We start from the raw sequence: 24,158 nt of genomic DNA, 5'->3' as shown, positions 1-24,158 counted from the left end.
GGCGCGACCGATGACCCATCAGGCGGAGCCCGTGACCGAAGGGCAACAGCAAGGCGAGCCACCGGAGCCCCAGGTCCGCGAGAGAGCGCGCCGCACGCGCGCCTTCACCTGGGCCTTGCCGCTCGCGCTCTGCGTCGCGCTCGGCGCGGCGACCGGGCTCGGCGGCTACACGTTCATCTACGCAAAGGGCGCCTCGTACCTGCAGAACGACCCGGCGGCGTGCGCCAACTGCCATATCATGAACGAGCAGTTCGCCGGGTGGCAGCGCTCGAGCCACCGCGCCGTGGCAGTCTGCAACGATTGTCACGCGCCCCACACGTTCCTGGGCAAGTATGCCACGAAGGCGTCGAACGGGTTCTGGCACTCCTTCGGCTTCACCACGGGTCGCTTCCCGGACCCGATCCGGATCAAGCCCAGCAATCTGCGCATCACGGAGGAGGCCTGTCGCGGGTGTCACGGAGACATCGTGCACGCGATCGACAGCGAGCACCGCGGCGCGCCCCGGCTCTCGTGCGTGCGCTGCCATGAATCGGTGGGCCACCTGCACTGAGGTGCGCCCGCCGCGCGAGGGATGGAGACGATGACGGAGCCGAAGGACGAAGGATCCACGACAAAGCGCCCGCCGCAGCCGGCGCTCCGGCGCTACCTGCCGCTCATCACGATCGGCGCGGCGGTCGCGACCGCCGGGCTCGCGGCGCTGCTCGTGAACATCTTCGAGCACAAGCAGGAGGCGAAGAGCCCATTCTATCGCGTCGTCGAGCTTGACGACACGATGGACGACCCGGCGATCTGGGGGAAGAACTTCCCCATCCAGTACGACGGCTACCGGCGCACGGTCGACCAGAAGCGCACGCGCTTCGGCGGGAGCGAGGCCGTGCCGCGCACGCCGACAGAGGCCGATCCGCGCAGCGTGGTCGCGCAGTCGAAGCTCGAGGAGGACGGGCGGCTGAAGACGATGTGGGCCGGTTACGCCTTCTCGCGCGACTTCCGCGAGGAGCGCGGCCACGCCTACATGCTCGAGGACCAGGTGTACACCGAGCGGCAGGCCGCGACGAAGCAGCCGGGCACCTGCATCCATTGCCACGCGTCCGTGTACGTGCCGTACAAGAAGCTCGGCGGCGGCGACCTCATGCGCGGGTGGGAGGCGATGAACCAGATGCCGTTCCCCGAGGCGCGCAAGCTCGTGACGCACCCGGTCTCGTGCATCGATTGCCACGATCCGGAGTCGATGCAGCTCAGGGTGACGCGGCCCGGGTTCCTCGAGGGCATCCGCGCGCTCAAGGCGTCGATGGGCGAGAAGGACTACGACGTCAACACGATGGCCACGCGCCAGGAGATGCGCTCATACGTCTGCGGCCAGTGCCACGTGGAGTATCACTTCAAGGGCCCGGAGAAGCGCCTCGTCTACCCGTGGGCGAAGGGCATCAAGGTCGACGAGATCTATGCCTATTACGAGGAGACGGGCTTCTCGGACTGGACGCACGCCGAGTCGGGCGCGAAGGTGCTGAAGGCGCAGCACCCCGAGTTCGAGATGTGGAATCAGGGCGTCCACGCCCGCTCCGGCGTGGCCTGCGCGGACTGCCACATGCCGTACCAGCGGGTGGGGGCGGCGAAGGTGACCGATCACCACATCCAGAGCCCGCTCCTCAACATCAACCGCGCGTGCCAGACGTGCCACAAGTGGCCCGAGGACGAGCTCCGGCAGCGCGTGGAGACGATCCAGGAGCGCCACTTCGAGACGCGCAACCGGGCGATGGACGCCGTGACCGCGCTGATCGGCGATATCCGCCGCGCGAAGGAGGCGGGCATGGCGGACGAGGCGCTCGCGGACGCGCGCGCGGCGCAGCGGAAGTGCCAGTTCTTCGTCGACTTCGCCGAGGCCGAGAACTCGTCCGGCTTCCACGCGCCCCAGGAGGCGATGCGCATCCTCGCGTCCGCCATCGACACCTGCCGCCGCGGCCAGCTCGCGCTGCGCGACGGCGCCCCGCCCGGAGCGGCCGGGGCGATCGCGGCGCCGGCGGGCGCTGCGGCGGACGCGGGATCGGCGACGCCGAGCGACCCCGCTGCGGCGGACGCCGGGGGTCGCTGAGCCCTCGTCCCACGAGACACGAGCTCTCGCGGGTGCGCTCGCGCGCGGAATGCGGAATGGAGAGAGGACGAAGAGAGCCTCCCCGCCGAGCGGGCTCTTCCCAAGACATCCTCCGGGCCGGCGAGCTGGGCCTTGATTCCGTAGCTCCAGCGGAGCACTTGTGTCCCTCCATGCATCTGAAGCGGCTCGATTCAAATGACCGTCTCGTCACGAGATAGTGCTTGGATCCTTCAGTTCAGATCCGTACGGTGGCGGCGGAAGGGGAAGACATGATGGCGACATGCCGCAATCGTTCGAGCGCCGCCGCTCGATGTGCCGTCTTTGCGCTGCTCTCGACGTCGTGCGCGTCCGGAGACGCGGGCGCGCCGGCTGCTGAAGTGATCCACGTCTCGCACGTGGGCAAGGATACGGTGAGCACGTTCCTCAACCGGCTCGCGACCGAGGCTGGCCAGGTCGTCGTGACCCGCGCCGCCGTCGACGACGCCTGGCAGAGCGTCGCGCTGAAGGAAGAGCACGATTCGTCTCTGCACGTCGTCGAAGGGCCGCTGCCCGCCGCGGCGCTCCCGGGAGAACGCGCGCGCGTCGGCGGGCTCGCCGTCGTCGCCATCCCCACAGGCCGCGAGCCCCACGACTGGCTCGGCTCGCACCGATACCACGCAGAGCCGATCGCGGAGACCGAAGTGGTCCTGCCGCCCACGCGCCGCCGGCAGGCAGCCCCCGCCCCGGCCGGGGGGCGCGCGGCGTTCGCTGGCGACGCCGCCGACATCCACATCGACGCCGAGTTCCTCGAGGCGCGCCTCAAGGAGCTCTCCGGCGCCGCGCCCGTGACCCTCGGCGGCCGCTCGGTCGTCCTCCGCGAGCGCGGCTCCGAGAGCGGGCGCTCCATGGCCCGAACCTGGCTGCGCCAGCAGTACGAGGCGCTGGGGTTCACCGTGCAAGAGCACCGCTATCGAAGCGGCTGGAGCCAGGGGGTCAACGTGACGGCGGACAAGCCCGGCGCCGATCCTTCACGCGTCCTCATCCTCTCGGCCCACTACGACTCGGTCAACAACGCCGGCGCCGACGACGACGGCTCCGGCGTCGTGTCGTCGCTCGCCATCGCCCACGCGCTGAAGGACGCGCGCCTGAGCATCGGGCTCCGCGTCGTCGCCTTCGATCAGGAAGAGAACGGCCTCCTCGGCTCGAAGGCCTATGCGCGCATGCTCGACCAGAACGGGCAGCTGGAGCAGGTCGTCGGCGTCCTGGATCTCGAGATGACCGGATACGACTCCAACGACGATGGGCACTATCACGTCATCCATTGCAACGAGAACACGTCGTCCGAGCTGGCCGCCCAGGTCGAGGCGGCCGCGACGCGCGGCGGGCTCGGCCTGACCCGGACGGACGCCTGCACCAACCGCAGCGATCACGCGGCGTTCTGGCGCTACGGAGCGCCGGCCGTGGCCGTGTCACAGGACTTCTTCGGCGACGACGGGAACCCCTGCTACCACAAGCGCTGCGACACGGTCGATCAGCTCAACTGGGACTACATGCGGCGGCTGACCCAGGCCGTCGGCCTCGTCGCGGCCGATCTGCTGATCGAGTAGCATGAGACCGCCGCGCAGCGAGGCTCATCCCCGATGGGCCCGTGACGCGCGAGCGCCCCACGGCAGGCAAAATAAACAGAGCGCCCGCTCGACGGCAGGGGGGGGATAGCCATCACGGGCGCTCTGCTCTGTCCACATTAGCAGGATGCGGGCCAGGGTGTTCCTGGCGCATTTCGCGGGATCGTCCCCATGGGAACCGCTCGCTGTCTTTCAATCCTGAGATCGGTGCTTGCAAACGTGGCAGGTCGGCAGCTCCCCGGTGAGGGCGTTGCCAGCGCTAGGGGGCAGGTGCCGCGGCGGCGGCGCCCGGCCGGCTCGCGTACAGCGCGAGGTGCTCGTAGGCGATGGTCGCGGCGGCCAGCGCCGTGATGCCCGCGGTGTCGTAGGCCGGCGCGACCTCGACGACGTCCGCGCCGACGACATCCACGCCCGCTATCCCACGCAGGATCTCGATGGCGGTCGCGGTGCTGAGACCGCCGCAAACGGGGGTGCCCGTGCCCGGCGCAAAGCAGGGATCCAGGCAGTCCACGTCGAACGTCACATAGACCCTGCGCCCCTGGACCACCTCCAGGATGCGCTGGGCCACGGCCGCGGCGCCGTTCCGGTGGACCCAGGGCGCGTCGAGGATCTGGAATCCATGCGGTTCCGGATTGTAGGTGCGGATCCCGATCTGCACCGAATGGGCCGGATCGACGATGCCTTCCCGGGCGGCGTGGAAGAACATCGTGCCGTGATCGATCCTCTCCGCGTCGTCACCGACGCTCCACGTATCCGAGTGGGCGTCGAAGTGGATCAGCGAGAGCGTGCCGTGCTGCTTGTGCAGCGCCCTCAGCACGGGCAGCGTGACGAAGTGGTCGCCGCCGATCGACAGCGGCGCGGCCCCGCCGCGGAGGATCCCCGCGATGTGCGCCTCGATCGCGGCAGGGACCTCCATCGGCCTGCCGAAATCCCACTGGCAGTCGCCGTAATCGACGATCGCCAGCCGATCGAGCGGGCTGACCTTGCAGCCGTACGGGGGGCCCCAGGCGAGCATGGCGGACGCCTCCCGCACGGCGCGCGGGCCGAAGCGCGCGCCGGAGCGCTGTGTGGTCGCCGTGTCGAGCGGCAGCCCCGTCACCGCGACGTCCACCCCCGCCAGATCGCGCGAGTACTTCCGGCGCAGGAACGACAGCGCGCCCGCATAGAACGGCTCGTACGCGACGCCGGTGAGGCCCTCGGTCGTGAACGCATGATCGCCGCGCGCGCTATCCTCCATCTCGACTTGCTCCCATCCCCCGGATGAACCGACGCCGAGAGATACCATGCTCCACGCGGCGGGATCCGGGAACCTCGCCGGCGCCGGCCGGCAGCGGCGCGGCGCGGCGCGCCCGGACCTGCCCTCTCCGCCTGCTCGTCTTCATGTCCGCGTCAACCGGTGGATCGCGGCGGCGAGCGACTGGAAGATGGCGATGCCGTGCAGCTCGATCCCGAGGCTGACCATGCGCTGCGCCATCGCGGGCCCCACGCCGACGAGGCTCACGCGGGCTCCGAGCAGCCGCGTCGCCTGCGCCGTCTGCACCAGGGCCGCCGCGGTCGCCTCGTCGACGAGCGGCACGCCGGTCACGTCGAGCAGCACCCACCGGGCCCCCTCGCGCGCGACGCCCGAGAGCACGGCCTCCAGGATCTGCTGCGCCCTCGCCCCGTCGATCGCGCCGATCAGCGAGATGAGCAGCACCCCGGGCAAGAGCGGGATGACCGGGCAGCCGAGCTCCCGCACCGTGCTCGCGAGCGCGCGCTCGCGCTCGTAGGCGGCGGCCAGCATGTCGCGCTCCGCCTGCAGCGCGGTCTCCATGTCATGACGCTCGAAGGCCGCGACGAGGAGCGACACCCACATGGTCAGCGGCCGGAGGTTGTCGGCGAAGCTCTCGGTGTGCAGCCCGCCGAGCACCAGCATCCCCCAGTCGCGCTGCGCGCTCACGATCGGGACCATCACGAGGTAGCCGCTCGGCTCGTCCGGCAAGGCGGCATCGAACAGATCGAGCGGCGGAAAGGCGTTTGACGGGCACCGGCGGCCCACGAGCGCGGCCACGTCCGGATCGGTGGTATGCACGCTGTCGATGACGAGCTCGGGCCCACCCGGGCCCGGATCGCGCGCCCAGACCGCGACGCACCCGAAGCGCACGCTCGTGTGCCGCAGCCACCCGAGGCGATCGTCGCTCCAGCTCCGCCTGGACGCGAGCAGGCCGCTCATGTCCATGTTGGCGCGGACCAGCCGCTCGAGGCTCCTCACCCCGCGCCGCTCCCACGCCGCGAGCGCCCGCTGCTGCGCGAGGCGCACGCGGTCGAGGAACGCCTCCGTCCGGCGCGCCGCGTCCGGCCCCGGCGCGCTCGCGAGCTGCTGCGCGGCGGTCAGATGGATCTGCTCCACGACGTCGAGGAGCACCTCGATCCGGCTGTCGCTGTGCGCGACAGCGACGCCGAAGGCGCGCTCGAGCGCCCCCACCTCCGGCAGCTCCGCCCCGGCGAGCACGGCGCCGAGGTGTCGCGCGATGAGCTCGGCCCCGGGCCAGACAAGGGGCGCCTCTCCGGGCCGCGAGAGCGACGGCCCCTCGACAAGTCGGCTCATCCGGCGGGCCAGGTCGCGCTGCCAGTCGCCCCGCTCCCCCCCGAGCTCCGGCGAGGACGGCCGGGCCTCCCATGCAGGGCTGCCGCACGAGCGCCGCCGCACGAGCTCGGCGGGGACGCGCGTCACGAGCTGCTCGGGAGCGCGGCCGGCGATGGCATCCGCGAGCCGCTCGACGGCCGTCCTCCCGAGCAGCTCCGGGCTCTGCCGCATCGTCGTGAGCGGAGGATCGCAGTACTGGGCGGCGCAGATGTCGTCGAACCCCACCACGGCGATGTCCTCGGGCACGCGGTAGCCGCGCGCCCGGATCGCCTTGACGGCGCCGATCGCCATCTCGTCGTTGCCCGCCACGATCGCGTCGCAGAACCTGCCGTCGCGCTCGAGGAACGCCCCGAGGCGCCGCTCGGTGTACCTGTTCGTGCAGTCGTCGAAGCTGGAGAGCAGGTTGAGGCCGGCGTCGAGCCCGCGCGCGCGGAGCGCCTCATCGAACGCCGCGCCCCGCTCGATGAAGTCGCCGGAGGACGACTTGCCGATGTAGGCGATCCGGCGGTGGCCGAGGCCGACGAGGTGATCGATCATGCCGTGGATCGAGTCGTGGTTCTCGGCCCGCACGACCGGACAGCGCGCGTCGAGCGCAGGCGCGCAGAAGATCACGGCCGGCGCCCCGCCGGCCAGGAGCTCCTCCAGGCCGTCGATTGTGTACATCGTGATCCAGCCGGCGATCTGGCGGAGGCCCACCCCGCGCTCGACGATGGACCGGGGCGACCCCTGGCTCAGGAGGAGCTGATAGCCGCGCTCGCGCGCGGCGCGGTGCATGCCAGCGAGCGCCATGGCATCGAAGGAGTTGTCCAGGAAGACCGAGGCGACCCCGATGACCTTCGAGGTGCGCTGACCGACATGCCTCGTGCTCATCCGCTTCGTGCCCTCCCCCCCATCACGCCGGCGAGCCTACCACCCCCATCGACGACACGTCCGGGAACATCCGTCAGCCAGAGCGCCCCGTCAGGTGGCTTATCGCCGCGGCCAGCGACGGGAAGATGGATATGCCCTTCAGCTCGATCCCGAGGGCGATCATGCGCTGCGCCATCGCGGGTCCCACGCCGACGAGGCACACGCGCGCTCCGAGCAGCCGCGTCGCCTGCGCCGTCTGCACCAGCGACCCCGCGGTCGCCGCGTCGACGAGCGGCACCCCGGTCACGTCGAGCACCACCCACCGGGCCCCCTCGCGCGAAACGCCCGCGAGCACCGCCTCCAGGATCTGCTGCGCCCTCGACGCGTCGATCGCGCCTATCAGCGAGATCAGGAGCACCCCGGGCAGGAGCGGGATGACTGGACAGCCGAGCTCCCGCACCGTGCTCGACAGGGCGCGCTCCCGCTCGTAGGCGGCGACCAGCGTGTCGCGCTCCGCCTGCAGCGCGGTCTCCAGCTCGTAACGCTCGAACGCCGCCGTGAGCAGCAGGGTCCACATGCTCACCGGCTGGAGGTTGTCCGCGAAGCTCTCGGTGTTCAGCCCGCCGAGCACCAGCGTCCCCCAGTCGCGCCGCCCGTTCACGATCGGGATCAGCACGAGGTAGCCGTTCGGCTCGTCCGGCGAGGCGGCCTCGAACAGCTCGGGCGGCGGGAAGACGCCGGCCGGAACCCGCTGCCCCGCGAGCGCCTGATGGCCCGGCCCGACGGCGCGCAGGCTGTCGATGACGAGCTCGGGCCCGCCCGGGCCAGGATGCGCCGCCGGGAGCGCCAGGCACGCCACGCGCATCGAGGTATGTCGCAGCCACCCCAGGCGATCCTCGAGCCATGCCTGCTTCGACGCGAGGAGCATGCTCGTCTCCATGTTGACGCGGACCAGCCGCTCGAGGCTCTGCACGCTGCGGCGCTCCCACGCCGCGAGCGCCCGCTGCTGGGCGAGGCGCGCCCGATCGAGGAAGGTCGCCACCCGGAGCGCGGCGTCCGGCCCCGGAGCCAGGGCGAGCTGCCGCGCGGCGGCCCGCTCGATCCGCTTCACGACCGCGAGGAGGACCTCGATCCTGTCGCTGTACGCGACCGCGGCGCCGAACGCGCGCTCGAGCGCCGTCACGTCCGGCGGCTCCGCCCCGGTCAGCGCCGCGTCGAGGCTCCGCACGACCCCCTCGACCTCCGGCCAGACGAGGGGGGCCTCTTCGAGCGGCGACGGCATCCCCCCCGCGAGCACGTCGTTCAGCTGCCGGCAGAGGTCTCGCCGCCAGTCGCCGGTGGGCCCGACCGGCTCCGCGTGCAGCGCGGCCTCCCACGCAGCGCCGCCGCCGCACGAGCGCCGCAGCACGAGCTCGGCGGGGATGCGGGTCACGAGCCGATCCGGAGCACGGCCCTCGAGCAGATCGGCGAGCCGCTGCACGGCCATGCTCCCGAGGAGCTCGGGGTTCTGCCGCATCGTGGTCAGCGGCGGATCGCAGTGCTGCGCGGCGGTGATATCGTCGAAACCCACCACCGCGATGTCCTCGGGCACGCGGTAGCCGTGCGCCTGGATCGCGGTGATGGCGCCTATCGCCATCTCGTCGTTTCCCGCCACAAGCGCGGTGCAGAACTTGCCGTCGCGCTCGAGGACCCCCCGCAAGCGCTGCTCGGTGTAGAAGATTGTGCACTCGTGGAAGTCGGAGAGCAGGTTGAGATCGGTGTCGAGCCCGCGCGCGCGGAGCGCCTCATCGAACGCCGCGCCCCGCTCGATGAAGTCGTCGGATGACGACTTGCCGATGTAGGCGATCCGGCGGTGGCCGAGGCCGACGAGGTGATCGACCATCCGGTGGATCGAATCGTGGTTCTCGGCCCGCACGACAGGACAGCGCGAGCCGAGCGCAGGCGCGCAGAAGATCACTGCCGGCCTTCCGTCGGAGATCAGCTCCTCCAGGCCGTCAATGGTGTACATCGCGATCCACCCGGCCACCCGGTCGAGGCCCACCCCGCGCTCGATCACGGCTCGGGGCGGCCCGTACATCAGGAGGAGCTCGTAGCCGCGCTCGCGCGCGGCGCGGTGCATGCCAGCGAATGCCACGGCGTTGAAGGAGTTGTCGATGAAGACCGCCGCGACCCCGATCACATTCCGTGTGTGCTGGTCGACATGCCTCTTGCTCATCCCGGTCGTGTCCTCCCCCGTATCCCACGGGCGAGCCTATCACCGACCTTGACGAAGCAACTGGAGAACTTCGGCGCCAGGCACGGACCGCTCGATCCGGCGCGATGCCCCCCGGTGCGCGCATGTAATTCATCCTGCACGGCCACGCCAGCACGGTCGATTTCACCGAGGCTCCGGCGCGACGCCGGGGGCGCGCGCCGACCGTGGCGCGTTGGCTTGTGGGGAGCCCCACGCAGAGCGCGAGGCCGGCGGAGGGGCTCATCAGTGCGCGGCGATCTCGCCGGGCAGGGCGCGCCGGCCGTCCGCGCGAGCGCCTCCGTCAAGGCGGCTGAGCGCGGGTGGGGTCGGGCGCCTCAGCGAAGGCCGGCGACAGGGAGATCCGGGGCGATGCAGCCGCACCCGCACTCGCCGGAGAAGAGCGTCTCCGGCCGCGAGCAGGCGAAGTCGAGGAGCATGCACTCCATCGGATCTTTGGAGACATAGCGCACGTCCGGATCGCCCGGGTCCGGGCAAGCCTCCGGCTCGGGGCTGATGCAGCCGCACCCGCACTCGTTGTAGAAGAGCGTCTGTTCCTCCGCGCAGTAGAAGTCGATGAGGTGGCACTCCTCGATATCGTGCGACACGTAGCGGACGCTCGGATCGCTCGCGTCCGGGCAAGCGGCCGGCTCGGGGGCGATGCAGCCGCACCCGCACTCATTGTAGAAGAGCGTCTCCGACGGCGAGCAATCGAATTCGACGGCGGCGCACTCTCTTGGATCGTGAGAGACGTAGCGGACGCCCGGGTCGCTCGGATCCGGGCAGGCCGGCGCAGGGCCGATACAGCCGCACCCGCACTCGACGGAGAACGGCTTCTGCTCTGGCCCACAGGCGAAATCAACGCCGGGGCACTCCGGCTCGCGAGACACGTAATGAACGTCGGGATCCTGCGGATCCGGGCAGCTCCCGCCGCCGCCCGGCGAGGGGCCGCACCCGAGCTGTCCGACGATCGAAGAGGCCGCAAGGAACAACAAGGCATAAACTCGCATGTTCGTCTCCATTTCTTTCTTCGAGAGAGTTGATCCGTGAAGATGCACCTCCCCCTCGGGGCCCACCTCGGGCCCCCGGGGAGGAGCAGAGAGCTCGGGCCGGTTCAGGGAGCGTCGCGGGCAAAGAGCGTCACCGCCCGCCGCGAGACCTCCGGAGAAGAGACCTCGACAAGCAGCACCTCCTCGCGCGCGACGTCCTCGACCGGCTGAAACCCGACGCGGACCTCGGCGGCCTCCCCGGCCTCGAGGATCACGGGCGCCGTCGCTCCCTCCAGGAGGAACCCGGGCGCCGGCGCGCGCAGCGCGATCGCGTCGATCCCGAGCGGCGCGGCGCAGGTGTGCACGAGCCGGAGGGTGCGGCTCACCGCCGCGCCGACGGCGGCCGCGGGCAAGGCGAGCTCCGGCTCGACCTGGAAGCAGTCGGCGAGCCGGCGGGGCGCGCGCTCGAGGACGCCGCTCTCGACGACGAGATCCGCCGGCTCGGAGCGGGCCGCGCCGCGCCGCGCCTGGACGCGCAGCTCGTCCCCTCGGACGGCGTCGATCTGAAGCGCGAAGCTCCCGTCGTCCGCGACCGGCGCGACCACCGGCGGCCCGGCGCCGTCGAGGTTCACCGCCCAGACGAGCTCGGCGTCCTTCACGCTCCCGGGCCCGCCGGCGAGATCCAGGCGCAGCGGCGCGCCGTCGCACCCGTCGCAGAGCGCGCCGACGAGGTCCCCGGCGAGCGCCGGCGCGGAGGGCGGCTCCGGGATGGGGTTCACCCCGCACCCGGCGACACAGGCAACGAGAAGAGCCGCGAGACAGCGCATCAGGCCTCCATCCGGTCGAACGCGGCTCATCGGCTCAACATCCTGTGCAGCGTCCTGTTCAACGGCCGTGCCAGCGCGACCGCGCCGTGAATCGCGGGAATCCTGGCCCTTGATTGTACCATTCTGTACCATCCTGTACCGATGGTACATGACCGCCTTGCGCCAGGTGCCGTGGTCGACGGCCGCTACGACGTCGTGCGCGCGCTCGGGCGAGGCGGGCTCGGCTCGGTGGTCGAGGCGCGCGATCGGCTCTTCGATCGCGACGTCGCGCTGAAGTCGCTGCGCTTCGACTCCGCGGGCGCGGCCGAGGCGTTCCGGCGGGAGTTCTCGCTGCTCTCGGCCTGCGCGCACCCGCGCCTCCCGCGCGCGTACGACTTCGCCCGGACGACGTGCGGCGGCGCGCCGCTCACGTACACAACGGCGGAGCTCATCCGGGGCCGGACGCTGGACGAGCACGCCCGGGGACGGGCCTTCGGCGCGGCCCTGCCCGTCCTGCTCGACGCGCTCGACGCGCTCGGATGGCTTCACGGCGCGGGCATCGTCCACGGCGACTTCAAGCCCGAGAACGTCCTCGTGCGGGACGACGGCGCGGGCGTGCTCATCGACCTCAGCGCGGCCCGGCGGATGCGCGCCGAGGCGGGGGACCTCTCGGGCACGGCGCGGTACTTCGCGCCCGAGCTCCTCCGGGGGGCCCCGCCGAGCGCGCGCTCGGATCTCTTCGCGGTGGGGCGGACGCTCGAGGCCCTGTTCCCGCTCCTCTCCGGGACGCCGCCCGCCGCCCTGCGCCGCCTCGCCGGGCGGCTCACCGCGGAGGAGCCGGCCAGCCGGCCCTCCGGCGTCGAGGAGGTCCTGGAGGCCCTCTCCGCCGGCGGCGTGCCGCGGCGCGCGCCCGCCGTCGTGAGCGAGCCGGGCGAGATCGTGGGCCGGGAGCGCGAGGTCGAGGCGTTCGGCGCGGCGCTCGCGACGCTGCTCCGCGACGAGCGCGGGCCGCGCGCCGTGGTGATCACGGGCGAGGAGGGCGCCGGCAAGTCGCGGCTGTTCCGCGAGCTGAAGTGGCGCGCGCAGCTCAGCGTGCCCGTCTTCGAGGGCGCGCCCCGCGGCGAGGATCCGCTCCGCGCGCTGCTGCTCCGCGCGCTCGGCCGCGCCTCGCTCCCGGCCGGCGTCGACGCGCTGCTCAACGCCCGCGGCGAGCTCGCGGGGGCCGGGCGGGAGCGAGGCGTTCCACAGGGTGGAATAATTACGTCCACATTAAACAGATTCAACAAGCCGAACGCGCCGCCCTTGGCGCCGCACCGGCCGTTCGTGCTCGCCATCGACGACGCCGATCGCCTGGGCGCGCCCGACCGGGCGCTGCTCGAGGCGCTCGTGCGGTCGGCCGAGCCGACCGACGCCCTCCTCTGGCTCGTCGCCTCCGCCGAGCGGCTCGACATGGGCGGCGGCGCGGTCGTCGAGCTCCCGCTCGGCCCGCTCGGCGAGGCGGCGGTCCGGGTGTGGACGGCGCCCCTGGCCACGGCGGCGCGCGTGTCGGATCTCCTGCGGGTGAGCGGCGGCCGCCCGCGCGCGCTCAAGGAGATCTGCGCCGCCCTGGGGCAGCACAGCCTGAGCGAGGCGGAGCTCGATCGGTGCGTGACCACGACGGGCACGCCCGAGCTCTGGCGCCGGCGCGTCGACGCCCTCGCCCCCGAGGAGGCGCGCGCCCTCGCGGCCCTCGCGGTCGCCGACCCGCTCGGGCCCGAGGCCGCGGCCGCGCTCGGCGTGGGGCGCGCGGCGCTCGACGCGCTCGAGGCCGCGGGGCTCGCGCGGCTCGACGGCGAGGGGTTCCGCCTCGGCCAGCCCGGGCAGGCGCGGGCGCTGCTGCCCTGGCTCGACGCGGGCGCCGTGCGCGAGGTCGCGCGGGCGATGGCGGGCCACCTCGCCGGCGAAGGCGAGGCGGCGCTCGCCCCGGCGCTCCGCAGCCAGCGCGCCGCGGACCGGGCGAGGGCGCTCGTCCTGGCCGGCGATCACGAGGCGGCGCGGCGGGCGCTCGCCGCGTCCGAGCCGGTGTTCGAGTGGGCGCCGCGCGCCTGGGTGCGCGCGGCGGACGCCGCCTGCGAGGTCCTGCCGGCGCCGCGGACGCTCGTGGCCGCCGCGTCCGCGATCGAGGCGGCCGGCGACCCGAGGCGCGCGCTCTCGCTGCTCGCGCGGGCGAGGCGCGCGCGGCCGGCGGCCGACGTCGGCGCCGAGCTCTCGTACCGGGCGGCGCGCTGCTACGAGAAGCTCGGCAAGGTCGAGCGGGCGCTCGGGCAGCTCGGGCGCGCGCGGGCGCTCTCACCCGGGCCGCCGGGCGGGCGGCTCGCGAGCCTGTCGGCGCGCTGCCTGCTGCGCCTCGGCCGCTACGACGAGGCCCGGCGCGAGGCGCGCGAGGCGCTCGCGGCGGGCGACGCGCTCGCGGCGGGCGACGCGCTCGCGGCGGGCGAGACCGACGGCGCCCTCGCGGCGGGCCTCGCCGACGCCTCGTCCGCCGCCGAGCTCGCCGAGACGCTGGGCCTCGCGCTCGGGTACCTGGGCGACCAGGAGGGCGCGCTCCGGAGCCTCGCGCGCGCCGTCGCGCTGCGGCCCGCGTCGGACTCGCCCCGCGCCCGCGCCCGCACGCTCAGCTACCACGCGCTCCACGCCTACCGCGCCGGGGACGCCGCCCTCGCGGCGCGCGGGTTCCAGGAGGCGCTCGACCTGGCCGAGGCGGAGGGCCTCGGCGACCTGCTCGCGACCGCCGCGCTGAACCTGGGGACGGCGCGGCACCAGCTCGGCGACTGGGGCGCGGCGCTGCGCTGCTACGAGCGCGGGCTGCGGGCGGCGATCGCCTTCGCCAAGGAGCGGACCGAGGCGACCCTGCGCTTCAACCTCGCCAAGATCCACGCGGACGTCGGCCTCCTCGAGCGGGCCGAGCTCGGCGTGGCGCGCCTGCGCGCGCCGCGCGCGCCCGAGAGCGCGAAGGTCCCCGAGGAGATCGCCGTGGCGGCGCTCGGGCTCGCCGCCGAGATCGCCGCCGCGCGCGGCGCGCTCGGCGAGGCGGCGCGGCTGCTCGATCAGGCCCGCGCCGGTCACGCGGCGCGCGGATCGAAGCGCGAGGCGTGCGAGGCGACGATCCACGCCGCCGAGGTCGCGCTCGCGGCGCAGGACAGGGCCGCGGCGGGCGACCGGCTGGCCGAGGCCGCGACGCTGCTCCGGGAGACCGACGCGGCGGACCTCGCGCTGCGCCACGCGACGGCGGGCGCGGAGCTCGCGCTGGCCCTCGGCGACACGGACGCGGCCCTGAAGGAGGTGCAGCGGGGCGCGGGCCTCGTGGCGCGGGTAGCGCAGCTCGAGCTCCACGCGAAGCACGAGGAGGTGTCCGCCGACGTGCTCCGCCGCAGGTCGGCGGCGGCGCTGGCCGAGCGGCACCGCACGGCCGCGATCGAGTGCTGGGAGCGCATCGGGAGCACGCTCCCGGCGGAGCTCGCCGAGGCCTTCTGGCGGCACCCCCGGCGGGCCGCGCTCCGCGGCGGGCCCGCGCAGGTGGCGAGCGCAGGCAGCGCCCGCATGGAGCTCGTGCTGAAGCTCCTCGAGGTCAACCGGCGCCTGAGCTCGACGCTCGACGCGGAGGAGGTGCTCCGCCTCGCCATGGACGCGGCCATCGAGCTGACCGGCGCCGAGCGGGGGTTCGTGATCCTCGCGTCGCCTTCGCGCTCTTCCTCGACGGAGGACCCAGGGAAGACCAGGCTCGAGGTCGCCGTCGCGCGGAACCTCGACCGCGAGCGCGTCGGCAAGAGCCAGCTCAAGTTCAGCCACGGGATCGCCAAGCGGGTGGTCGAGCGCGGGGAGGCCGTGCTCACGGTCGACGCGCTGGCCGACGAGCGGTTCCACGGCAACGCGTCGGTGCACGCCCTGCGGCTCCGGTCGATCGTGTGCGTGCCGATCCGCGCGCACGGCGCGGTGCTCGGCGCCGTCTACCTCGACAACCGGTTCCAGCGCGGCAAGTTCGCGGAGGGCGACGCGGATCTGCTCGGCGCCTTCGCGGACCAGATCGCTGTCGCGCTGCACAACGGCAGGCTGATGGCCGAGCTCAGGGACCGCACCCGGGCCCTGGAGGAGGAGCAGCGCCGGGTCGCGGAGCTCATGCGCTCGCAGGCCGACGAGATCGAGCGGCTCTCGCACGAGCTCGAGCGGACCCGCGCGGACGCGCGCCGCGACTTCCCGGAGATCGCGGGGAGGAGCGCCCCGATGCGCGCCGTGCTCGCGCTCTGCGAGCGCGTGGCGGAGAGCGACGTGACGGTGACGGTGACGGGCGAGAGCGGCACGGGCAAGGAGCTCGTCGCGCGCGCCATCCACGCGGGCGGGCCCCGGCGGGAGGGGCCGTTCGTGGCGGTGAGCTGCGCCGCGCTGCCCGAGGCGCTGCTCGAGTCGGAGCTCTTCGGCCACGTGAAGGGCGCCTTCACCGGCGCCGTCCGGGATCACGGCGGCCTGTTCCCGTCGGCGCGGGGCGGCACGCTGTTCCTCGACGAGCTCGGGGAGATGCCGGTCGGCGTGCAGGCGAAGCTGCTCCGCGCGCTCCAGGAGCGCTCGATCCGCCCGGTGGGGTCGGACCGGAGCGTCTCCGTCGCCGACGTGCGGGTCGTCTGCGCGACGAACCGGGATCTGCGGGAGGAGGTCGCCCGGGGGCGCTTTCGCGAGGATCTCTACTACCGGGTCAGCGTCATCGAGATCCGCTTGCCGCCGCTCCGCGAGCGGCCGGACGACATCCCGGCGATCGCGCAGGCGATCGTCGAGAAGCTCGCGGCGCGCCAGGGCCGCCCGGCCTTCCGGCTGTCGCGGGGCGCGCTCCGGCGGCTCATGGCGTACGGCTGGCCCGGCAACGTGAGGCAGCTCGAGAACGTCCTCTCGCGCGCGTGCGTGCTCGCGCCGGGCCCCGAGATCGGCCCGGCCGACCTCCAGCTGCCGGCGGCGGCGGCGCCCGCGCCGCGATCCCGGTCGCGCGCGGACTACCGGGGCGCCGAGGCGGAGCGGATCCGCGCCGCGCTCGATCTCGCCCGCTGGAACGTGTGCGAGGTGTCGCGGAGCCTCGGGATCCCGAGGATGACCCTCTACCGGAAGCTCGCGCGCTACGGGCTGCTGCGGAAGGCGTGAGCGTCAGCCGTGCCGCGGGACGGCGCCGCGGGCTCAGCTCACGGGCACGCGGTCTCGTCGCTCGCGGTGCCGCACTCGAGCGGGCCGGACGCAATGGCCTCGAACTGGTTGTTCGTGCACCACGCCGCCGTGTCGCACTCTCCGCTGCCCTTGATCGCTGTCCCCTCGCTGTGCCGGAACACGCTGTTCGTGATCCGGGCCGTCGGCGGCACCCAGAGCAAGGTCGGCTCGTTCGAGCCCGAGCAGCCCTGACCGTTGCCGCCATACTCGATGATGGCGTGATCGAGGATCGGCGTGAGCTCGCTCGCGCTGCTGTAGATCAGGCATCCCCAGTCCCCGGCCTGCGGCTCCGGATGAGCGGACGTGATCACCACGGGCTCTTCCTCCGTGCCGGCGAGGTTCAGCGTGGCGGAGAACGCCTCGATGCTGCCGCCGGTGAGCTCGATCCGCGTCCCCGCCTCGATGGTGACCTCGCTGTCCGGGTTGATCTGGAGGCCCCCCGTGCGGAACGGCACGGCCTGCTTGCGCCAGGTGCCGTCCGCCTCCAGGGAGAACGTGCTGTCGATCTCGATGAAGTCGTCCGCGTCAGAGAACGTGTTCGGCGCCCCGAGACTCAGCACCTGCCGGAGCGCCACGTTGATCGACGCCTTGCCGTTGCCGGAGAACGTGTTCTGCTCGAACGCGCGCACGCCGGCGTCAGGCCCGATGAGGATGCCGTGATGCTGGCTGTCCTCGACCGTGACCTGCGCGATCCTGCGCACCGGCGCCATGACCACGAGGGCCGCCTCGGGGTTCGCTCCCGTCGCCGCGCAGGGCTGACCGCCGTGCGCGAACGTCGCGTATTCGAGCTCGGAAGCCGCTGCCCCGGCGCCCAGGTAGACGCACTGCCAGTCGCCCGGCGCGGGCGAGTCCGCTTCCGACTTGAAGACGATCGGGTCGTCCTCGGTGCCCCTGGCGACCAGGGTCGAGCCGCTCTCGTTGCCCAGCGACAGGTACCCCGACGGCCCGACCAGGACCGTCGTTCCGGGGGCAATGGTCAGCGTTGCGCCCCCCACCGTGGTGCGATCGAGGCGCACGCACCCGGGGCCGACGGCCGTGTCCGCGTCGATGCTCTCGGGCAGGAGCTCACACTCGCCGCCACCGCCACCGCCGCCGACACCGGTCGTGGTGCCCGTCGCGGACGTGCCGCCAGCCCCCGCCGACATCGTGTCCTCACCGGGTGAGCCGCAGGCGACCAGCGCAGCGGCGACAGAGGAAGAAATCAGAACCAGAAGGCGTGTTCGCATCGGTCAACTCCAGGTTGCTCTCTCTTGTGGCGAGGAGAGGATGAGTGGATGGTTAGCTCGAAGGGTACGGCAAGTAGAACTCTCGACTCTGTCGCCTCCGCCGGTCCTCGGGCCGGAAAGCGCGGGCGTGCAGCGCTTCATGGGCGCACGTTAGCACACGAGCTCGACCGCCATGCCACCGCCCTCCCTGCAGGCCTGTCATCGGCGGCGGCGCCCTCGACCTTGGCGACGGTGCTAATCCCAGGCGCGCACCACCATGAGCCCGAGGCTCGACCGCTTCCCGGCGGCGACGATCCGGCCGTCGCGCTGGACGGCGACGGTGTAGAGGTAATTGGCGTCCGGATGGTCGTCCAGCACGAGGGCGCCCGAGGCGCCGAACCCGGCGTCCGTCGTGCCGTCCGGCAGGAGCCGGAGGATCTTGGCGGTCAGGCCCGAGGCCGACGTACCCCCCGAGGCCGCGCCGAGGATCTTGCCGTCTGCCTGGAGGGCGACGCCATGGCCTCGCATGTACTGGGTCTCTCCCGTGCTCGCGGTCACCATGCCGCTCGCGCCAAACGTGGAGTCCGCCGAGCCATCCGCGTTGAAGCGCCCGAACGCGTACAGGTTCACGCCGTCGAGCGCGTACCCCACGATAACCGGCTTGCCGTCCCTCCCGAGGGCGAGATCGCTGTCGGTGTACGGCGTGGCGCTGAGGTAGGCGACGCCGCCGGTCCCGAAGCCCGGATCGAAGCTCCCGTCGCGATCGAGCCGCGCCGCGAGGAGGCTCGGGCCGGCGGTCCTCTCCCGCCCTCCGGCCACGATGTGGTCGCCCTCGCCGAGGGCGACCGCGTGCAGCGGACGCTCCTCCATGGAGACGACGCCGAGGCCGCCGAAGCTCGGGTCGAGGTCACCCGTGGAAGAGAACCTCACGACGATACCGCTGTTGCCGGGGCCGACGCCGACAGCGATGATCGCGCCGGTGCCCTGGACGGCGACGTCGAAGCCCCGGGAGCTGCTGATCGATTGAGGCCCGAGCGCCGCGACCCCGCTCGCCCCGAAGGCCTGATCGATCCCGCCGCTCGCGTTGAACCGGACGACCGAGAGCTGGTCGTTGCGCGTCCCCACCGCGAGGATGCGCCCGTCCGGCTGCAGGGCCAGCGACGCGACCGTCCCCTCCCGGCCGACGACGAGGCCCCCGGCGCCGAACTCGGGATCGAGCGCGCCGCTCGGCAGGAAACGCGCGAGCCCCCAGGTGTCTCCGTCGATGCCGGCGACGAGGATCTTGTCGTCCTCCTGGACGACGACGGCGCGCGCCTCGTGGGGCGTGCCGCTTGTGGCGATCCCGTCGCCGTCGAACGACTGATCGAGCGTCCCCGGCGGGTCGGCGACGAGCAGCGAGACAGGCAGCAGGCGGTCCTCCTGACCGGACGCGCTGGCCCGGAGCGACGGCGCGGCGCCGCCCACGAGCGCGAGCGGCTCCGCGGCCAGCGTGAGCACGCCGGTGGTCCCGTCGCCCGGGACCACGACCGGGCTCGCCGTGACCCCGCTCGGCAGAGCCGACAGCGAGAGCTCGACGTCGCCCGCGAAGCCGCTCGAGCGCGTGACCGTGACCGTGAGCTCCGCCGAGCCGCCGCGCACAACGCGCGCCGCCGCCGGGTCGAGCGCGATCGAGAAGCCCGCCTGGGGCGTCCCGCCGCCGCTGCCGTGCGCGGGCCCGCCGCCGCCGCCGCCCTCGCCCGACGCGGCGCCGCCGTCACCGCCGGCGCCGTGGCCGCCGGCGCCGCCGGCGCCGTCGAGCGAGACCTCGTGAATGCCGAGGATTCCCTGGCAGCCAAGCGCAAGGCAGGCTGCGGCCGCCCCCACGAGGCAGGCCGCGCGCGCGAGCCGGGCTCGCCGGGTCAGCGCGCTCCTCTGCGCGACCGGCGTGAGCAGGAGGATCATGGCGGCAGGCTATCACGGCGCATGTACTGTACATCCGTTCATTCCTCTGCTAGCCGACAGGCATGCGCTCCCGCAAGGCCGCCGCCGTCGTCGTCGAAGAGCTACCGCCCGACGAGGACCCCGTCGACGCGATCCCCCCCGACGACACCGCGGCGCACGAGGCGTTCTCCGCCGCAGGAGAGCCGCTCTCGCTCGATCGGATCTGCATCGACTGCGGCAGCGGCGGCGGCGCGCACGACAGCTGCGCTCACCGCGAGCGCGCCCGCTTCCACGCGCCGCCGCGCGCCGCGCTCGAGCTCGTCGCGCGCCTGCGCCGGGCCGCCGCCGAGCACCGGGCCGCCGCCCGCGCCCTCCGCGCCCTGGTCACCGCCGAGCACGCGCGCGGCCGCGCCGAGCTGGAGCGGGCCGAGCCGGAGCCGGTCGAGCCCTCGGTGCCCGAGGCGGCGCCGGAGCCGGACGAGCCCCTGCCGGCGCTCTGCCCGCGCTGCTCCGAGCGGACCGAGGCAGCGCCGGCCGAGCCGGACGCCGGGACGCCGCCGCGCCGGCCGAAGCGCAAGGGGCGGGTGCCCCTCGAGCAGCAGGCATTCCCGTTCACGGGCGACCCCGAGCAACGCTCGCCGCACGGCGCGTGACGCTCGCCGCACGGCGCGTGACGCTCGCCGCACGGCGCGTGACGCTCGCCGCACGGCGCGTGACGCTCGCCGCACGGCGCGTGACGCTCGCCGCACGGCGCGTGACGCTCGCCGCACGGCGCGTGAGCCCCGGCCGCGCCTCCGCCGTACCTCCCGCCGTAACCGCCGCCGAGCGGCATGACGCACGCGTGCGTTCCGTGCTAAGTGTACCTGTTTATGACGGCGGCGCGGCGGAATGCCGGTGCTGGGGACAACCGAGGGTTCTGCCACCATGTCGCTCGATAGAGCCATCGGCCTCATGTGCCACGACATCTGGGGCACGTATTTCTGCGAGGTGCTCGGCGGTATCCAGTCGGCCGCAGGGCGCTCCGGATATCGCGTGATCGCCGTCAAGTCGTCGCCGCGAGACGTTCACAGGCTGAAGCTCGCGCGGGCCCCGATCGACGGGTGGATCGCCCTGATCGATCCGACGGACATCGAGCTCTTCCTCGACGATGGCCGGCCGGTCGTGACCCTCAGCGCGCGCTCCAGGGACGGGCGCTGCCCGTACGTCCTGCCCGACAACCACGGCGGCGCCCTGGCGGCCGTGCGTCACCTGATCGAGCACGGGCACAGGCGGATCGTCTTCGCGGGCAACATGGCGCACGAGGATATCCGGCAGCGCTTCCAGGCCTACCGGGACGCGCTCGACGAGCGCGGGATTCCGTTCGATCCCGCCCTCGTCTTCGAGCTCCCGAACAACGAGCGGGTGAGCGGGCGGTTCGCCGCGCAACGCCTCGTCGGATCGGGCGTGCCCTGCACCGCGATGTTCATGGCCACCGACCAGGGGGCGCTCGGGGCCATCGACGCGCTCTCCGAGGCGGGCGTCCGCGTCCCCGAGGACCTCGCCCTCGTCGGGTTCGACGACATCGAGGCGGCCAGGTACGCCTCGCCGCCGCTGACCACGGTCCGCCAGCGGTTCGACTGGATCGGCAGGACGGCCGCCCAGCTGCTCCTCGATCTCCTCGCTGGACGGGATGTCCCGAGCGCGGGGCACATCGCGCCGACGCTCCTTGTCGTGCGCCGCTCGTGCGGCTGCTCGCCCGCCCCGGAGCAGCGCGAGGCGCCCGCGTCGGCCGAGGGCGCCGCGGACCCGGCCGACACGCTCGCTCGGGAGCTGGTCGATCTCGCCACCTTCTCGTCGGCGCTCGACCGGAGCGCGCCGCCGGCGGATACCTGGCCTGGCGTGACGGACGTGGTCCTCGGGCTCGAGGCGGCCGCCCAGGGGAGGCCTGGCCCCCCTCCGGCGGCGCTGGAGCGGGCATGGCGGGAGGCCGCGGAGCAGATGCCCCATATCGACCTGCTCCTGGCGATGATCGACCGGCTGGAGCAAGCGGGCCAGGCGATGCTCCGCGGCGCCGGGGACGCCGCCGCGAAGCGGCGCGTCACGGGGTACATCAGGAGGGCTCGCCACGACATGATGGAAGGCCGGGTGGCGATCGAGGCGACCCGCGCCGATTACCTGAACAGCCTCCTCGACATCAACCTCGTTGTCCGGGAGACGCTCCTGGAGCACGCCGACAACGGCGGGAGCAAGCTGAGCTGGCTCTCCGCCGTGCAGATGAGCTGGGGCTGCCTCGCCGTGTGGGAAGAGCCCGGGGACGCCGGTCCGAGGCTGCGGATCGTCGAGAGCTCCTGCCCCGGCATGCCGATCGCCTCGCCGGCGGCGGACACGCGCATTGCTGCGGCGGAGTTCCCGCGCGGCGACTGGCTACCTGCCGCCGTCCAGGTCGACGGCGACCACGTCATCCGGCTCATCCCGCTCCGCAGCCAGGGCGAGGATCGCGGCGTCCTGGCCATCTGCGCTCCGGTGAGCAGCCCGCTCGGGCTGGATCACCGGGACATGGACATGTGGGTGGCGATGCTCACCGCGACATTCGAGCGCGCGTCGCTGATCGAGTCGCTGATCGAGCAGGAGAAGCAGACGCGCGCCGCCTACGAGCGCGAGCGCGCCCTCGCCGACGCCGTGCGCCGGCTCGGGTGCCCGGTCATCCCGCTCGACAAGGGGGTGCTGCTCGTGCCGCTCGTCGGGGCCATCGATCTGGAGCGCGCGAGCCACGTGCTCGAGGTGGTGCTCGCGGAGCTCAGCCGCCAGGAAGCCGAGGTGTTGCTGATGGATATCACCGGCGTGCCCTTCGCCGACATGCAGGTCGCAGCGTCGCTGAGAAAGACGACCCGCGCCGCCCTCCTGCTCGGCGCCGAGGTCATCGTCGTGGGGATGCGGCCGCAGGTCGCGCAGGAGTTCACCCAGCTCGGCATCGACCTCGAGGGGATGACGCTTTATCCGACCGTCGCCAGCGCGCTCTCGGCGCTGCGCCGCAGGCGACAGCCGATCACCGGACCCCGGGCGCCCCGTGCCTGAGCCGCCGCCCGGCAGCGCCCGGCGCTCCCCGGAGCGGCCGCCTGCGCGGCGGACCGGCGCTGACCTCGCCGTGCGTGGGTCCACATTGTCGTTGACCTGATCGCGCCGGGTAGAGGAGGCTGCGCCCCGGAGGAGCAAGCCATGTCGAACCTTGTACGTCTGTCCGCCGCGACAGCGCTCGCGGCCGTCGCGATGCACGTCGGCGTGCTCGTCACAAGCACCAGCGGGTGCGCAGGCGAGGAGTGCGACGAGGATCCTATCGAGTGCAGCATCACCGATGAGTGCGTTTCCTGGGTCGTCCGGTGCGACAGTGGGTTTGAAGCGCGCGCTGGGCAGTGTACCGCCGATGGCTGTTGCCGACGTGGCATCGACGTGTGCTTGGCAGTGTGCGACTCGGTCGATCAGAAAGTCGCGAGCTGCTCGCACGTCCGATGAGCTCACCCCGCGGTCGGGATCCGAACGGCCGGCGCGCGCTCGGCTCCTCTACGACGCGTCCACGTCTGGCTCCGCCGCCCCTGCCCCGCGAGCCGGCGCGCCGCGCTCGCCTTCGCCGGGTGCGCGGCGCGGCGCGCGCGGCTTGCTCCGACTGACGCCCACCCGCCGCACGAACGAGAGGAACTGCCCGAGCGTGGGCGAGGCGTCGTCGGCGCGCCACGCGACGAGGAGGACCGTCGACGGCGCGCCCACGATCGGCCGCAGCGCGAGCCCGCCGCGTCGGATATTTTTGATGGATTCCGGCAGGATAGAGACGCCGAAGCCCGCCGCCACGAGGCTCAGGATGTCGAGGTGCAGCGCCTCCTGCACGATGCGCGGAGAGAAGCCCGCCTCGCGGCAGAGCCCCATCACCAGGTCGAAGAAGGCCGACCCGCGCTGGCGCGGGAACACGACGAACGGCTCGTGCGACAGGAGCTCGAGCGGGATGCGCTTGCGCCCCGCGAGCGGGTGATCCGCCGGCAGGGCGACCAGGAGCGGCTCGCGCCGGACGCACTCGGAGGCGAGCCGGGCGTCGTTGAGCGGCGCCCTCACGAACCCGACGTCGATGCGCCCGTCCTTGAGCGCGTCGATCTGCTCCTGCGGCGGCATCTCGCGCAGCGCGAGCTCCACCGACGGGAAGTCCGCGCGAAAGGCGCGGACCAGCTCGGTGATGCCGCTGTAGGCGAGCGATGACAGGTACCCGACCACGAGGCGCCCGGTCTCGCCGACGCTCGCGCGCCTGGCCTCGTGCACCGCGAGCTCGAGCGCGTCGAAGACCCGCCGGACGTGGGCGAGGAAGACCGCGCCCGCCGGCGTCAGCTCGACCCGCCGCCGCGAGCGATCGAAGAGCGAGAACCCGAGCTCGGCCTCGAGATCCTGGATCTGCCGGCTCAGCGGGGGCTGGGCGATGCCGAGCCGCTGCGCCGCGCGGCCGAAATGCCGCTCCTCGGCGACGGCCGTGAAGTACCGGAGGTGGCGCAGATCCATACCTTGAAGGTATCGTGTGATACGAAATAATAGATTGGACGAACGTCAGGGGCACCCTAAATGCGAGGCCTGCCCTCCGGGCGCCGCCCCGGCCGGGGCGCT

The 24,158-nt window shown here is 73.1% G+C and carries 14 protein-coding genes; 6 read left to right on the top strand and 8 right to left on the bottom strand.

The window, feature by feature from the left end; genetic code table 11:
• Window positions 1-31 precede the first annotated feature (31 nt).
• From nrfH to WME75_RS07695, 3 genes are all read left to right on the top strand, one after another.
• Window positions 32-550 carry a cytochrome c nitrite reductase small subunit gene (nrfH, locus tag WME75_RS07705; protein ID WP_437487879.1) on the top strand — a complete coding sequence of 173 codons (519 nt, stop codon included), beginning with the start codon at window positions 32-34 and terminating at the stop codon, window positions 548-550.
• Between the two features lie 30 nt (window positions 551-580).
• Window positions 581-2,089, top strand: coding sequence for an ammonia-forming cytochrome c nitrite reductase subunit c552 (locus WME75_RS07700; protein WP_437487877.1), 1,509 nt, complete (start codon window positions 581-583; stop codon window positions 2,087-2,089).
• 269 nt (window positions 2,090-2,358) lie between these two features.
• Window positions 2,359-3,675, top strand: coding sequence for a M28 family metallopeptidase (locus WME75_RS07695; protein ID WP_437487874.1), 1,317 nt, complete (start codon window positions 2,359-2,361; stop codon window positions 3,673-3,675).
• A gap of 277 nt (window positions 3,676-3,952) precedes the next feature.
• Here WME75_RS07695 and speB read toward each other — a convergent pair whose 3' ends face one another.
• From speB to WME75_RS07670, 5 genes are all read right to left on the bottom strand, one after another.
• Window positions 3,953-4,930, bottom strand: a complete 978-nt coding sequence (speB, locus tag WME75_RS07690) for an agmatinase (protein ID WP_437487871.1) — start codon at window positions 4,928-4,930, stop codon at window positions 3,953-3,955.
• A 141-nt stretch (window positions 4,931-5,071) separates the two neighbouring features.
• Window positions 5,072-7,189 (bottom strand): substrate-binding domain-containing protein, encoded by a 2,118-nt coding sequence (locus WME75_RS07685; RefSeq protein ID WP_437487868.1) that lies wholly within the window; start codon window positions 7,187-7,189, stop codon window positions 5,072-5,074.
• Window positions 7,190-7,262: 73 nt separating this feature from the next.
• Window positions 7,263-9,383 (bottom strand): substrate-binding domain-containing protein, encoded by a 2,121-nt coding sequence (locus WME75_RS07680; protein WP_437487865.1) that lies wholly within the window; start codon window positions 9,381-9,383, stop codon window positions 7,263-7,265.
• Between the two features lie 353 nt (window positions 9,384-9,736).
• A complete protein-coding gene (locus WME75_RS07675) occupies window positions 9,737-10,408 on the bottom strand; it encodes a hypothetical protein (RefSeq protein ID WP_437487862.1) in 672 nt (223 codons plus the stop codon).
• Window positions 10,409-10,512: 104 nt separating this feature from the next.
• Complete coding sequence (locus WME75_RS07670) at window positions 10,513-11,214, bottom strand: hypothetical protein (protein ID WP_437487859.1); 702 nt, start codon at window positions 11,212-11,214, stop codon at window positions 10,513-10,515.
• Window positions 11,215-11,355: 141 nt separating this feature from the next.
• On the opposite strand from WME75_RS07670, the gene WME75_RS07665 reads away from it, so the two are divergent.
• Entirely contained in the window at window positions 11,356-16,356 is a 5,001-nt protein-coding gene (locus WME75_RS07665; protein WP_437487856.1) for a sigma 54-interacting transcriptional regulator, read from the top strand.
• Between the two features lie 38 nt (window positions 16,357-16,394).
• On the opposite strand, the gene WME75_RS07660 is transcribed toward WME75_RS07665, so the two are convergent.
• Together WME75_RS07660 and WME75_RS07655 are read right to left on the bottom strand one after the other, a co-directional pair.
• Window positions 16,395-17,561: a hypothetical protein gene (locus WME75_RS07660; RefSeq protein WP_437487854.1), complete on the bottom strand. Its 1,167-nt coding sequence runs from the start codon at window positions 17,559-17,561 to the stop codon at window positions 16,395-16,397.
• A gap of 315 nt (window positions 17,562-17,876) precedes the next feature.
• The gene (locus tag WME75_RS07655; RefSeq protein WP_437487851.1) at window positions 17,877-19,562 is read right to left on the bottom strand and encodes a hypothetical protein; all 1,686 of its coding nucleotides are present in this window, start codon (window positions 19,560-19,562) and stop codon (window positions 17,877-17,879) included.
• Between the two features lie 62 nt (window positions 19,563-19,624).
• Here WME75_RS07655 and WME75_RS07650 point away from each other — a divergent pair, with 62 nt between their 5' ends.
• Window positions 19,625-20,194, top strand: coding sequence for a hypothetical protein (locus WME75_RS07650; protein ID WP_437487848.1), 570 nt, complete (start codon window positions 19,625-19,627; stop codon window positions 20,192-20,194).
• A 271-nt stretch (window positions 20,195-20,465) separates the two neighbouring features.
• Entirely contained in the window at window positions 20,466-22,595 is a 2,130-nt protein-coding gene (locus WME75_RS07645) for a substrate-binding domain-containing protein (protein ID WP_437487846.1), read from the top strand.
• A gap of 483 nt (window positions 22,596-23,078) precedes the next feature.
• Here WME75_RS07645 and WME75_RS07640 read toward each other — a convergent pair whose 3' ends face one another.
• Window positions 23,079-24,056 (bottom strand): LysR substrate-binding domain-containing protein, encoded by a 978-nt coding sequence (locus WME75_RS07640; RefSeq protein WP_437487843.1) that lies wholly within the window; start codon window positions 24,054-24,056, stop codon window positions 23,079-23,081.
• Between the last annotated feature and the right edge of the window lie 102 nt (window positions 24,057-24,158).

The sequence above is a fragment of the Sorangium sp. So ce1014 genome (assembly GCF_051521505.1).
Classification (GTDB): Bacteria; Myxococcota_A; Polyangia; order Polyangiales; family Polyangiaceae; genus Sorangium.
Note: the sequence above shows the minus strand (reverse complement) of the source record. Positions and strands in the feature narration are given on the sequence as shown.

What these genes read in the sequence shown, in the direction of transcription:
- WME75_RS07700 (WP_437487877.1), top strand. Translation starts at nt 581, where the DNA reads ATGACGGAGCCGAAGGACGAAGGATCCACGACAAAGCGCCCGCCGCAG.
- WME75_RS07695 (WP_437487874.1), top strand. Translation starts at nt 2,359, where the DNA reads ATGATGGCGACATGCCGCAATCGTTCGAGCGCCGCCGCTCGATGTGCC.
- speB (WP_437487871.1), bottom strand. Translation starts at nt 4,930, where the DNA reads ATGGAGGATAGCGCGCGCGGCGATCATGCGTTCACGACCGAGGGCCTC.
- WME75_RS07685 (WP_437487868.1), bottom strand. Translation starts at nt 7,189, where the DNA reads ATGAGCACGAGGCATGTCGGTCAGCGCACCTCGAAGGTCATCGGGGTC.
- WME75_RS07680 (WP_437487865.1), bottom strand. Translation starts at nt 9,383, where the DNA reads ATGAGCAAGAGGCATGTCGACCAGCACACACGGAATGTGATCGGGGTC.
- WME75_RS07675 (WP_437487862.1), bottom strand. Translation starts at nt 10,408, where the DNA reads ATGCGAGTTTATGCCTTGTTGTTCCTTGCGGCCTCTTCGATCGTCGGA.
- WME75_RS07670 (WP_437487859.1), bottom strand. Translation starts at nt 11,214, where the DNA reads ATGCGCTGTCTCGCGGCTCTTCTCGTTGCCTGTGTCGCCGGGTGCGGG.
- WME75_RS07665 (WP_437487856.1), top strand. Translation starts at nt 11,356, where the DNA reads ATGGTACATGACCGCCTTGCGCCAGGTGCCGTGGTCGACGGCCGCTAC.
- WME75_RS07660 (WP_437487854.1), bottom strand. Translation starts at nt 17,561, where the DNA reads ATGTCGGCGGGGGCTGGCGGCACGTCCGCGACGGGCACCACGACCGGT.
- WME75_RS07655 (WP_437487851.1), bottom strand. Translation starts at nt 19,562, where the DNA reads ATGATCCTCCTGCTCACGCCGGTCGCGCAGAGGAGCGCGCTGACCCGG.
- WME75_RS07650 (WP_437487848.1), top strand. Translation starts at nt 19,625, where the DNA reads ATGCGCTCCCGCAAGGCCGCCGCCGTCGTCGTCGAAGAGCTACCGCCC.
- WME75_RS07645 (WP_437487846.1), top strand. Translation starts at nt 20,466, where the DNA reads ATGTCGCTCGATAGAGCCATCGGCCTCATGTGCCACGACATCTGGGGC.
- WME75_RS07640 (WP_437487843.1), bottom strand. Translation starts at nt 24,056, where the DNA reads ATGGATCTGCGCCACCTCCGGTACTTCACGGCCGTCGCCGAGGAGCGG.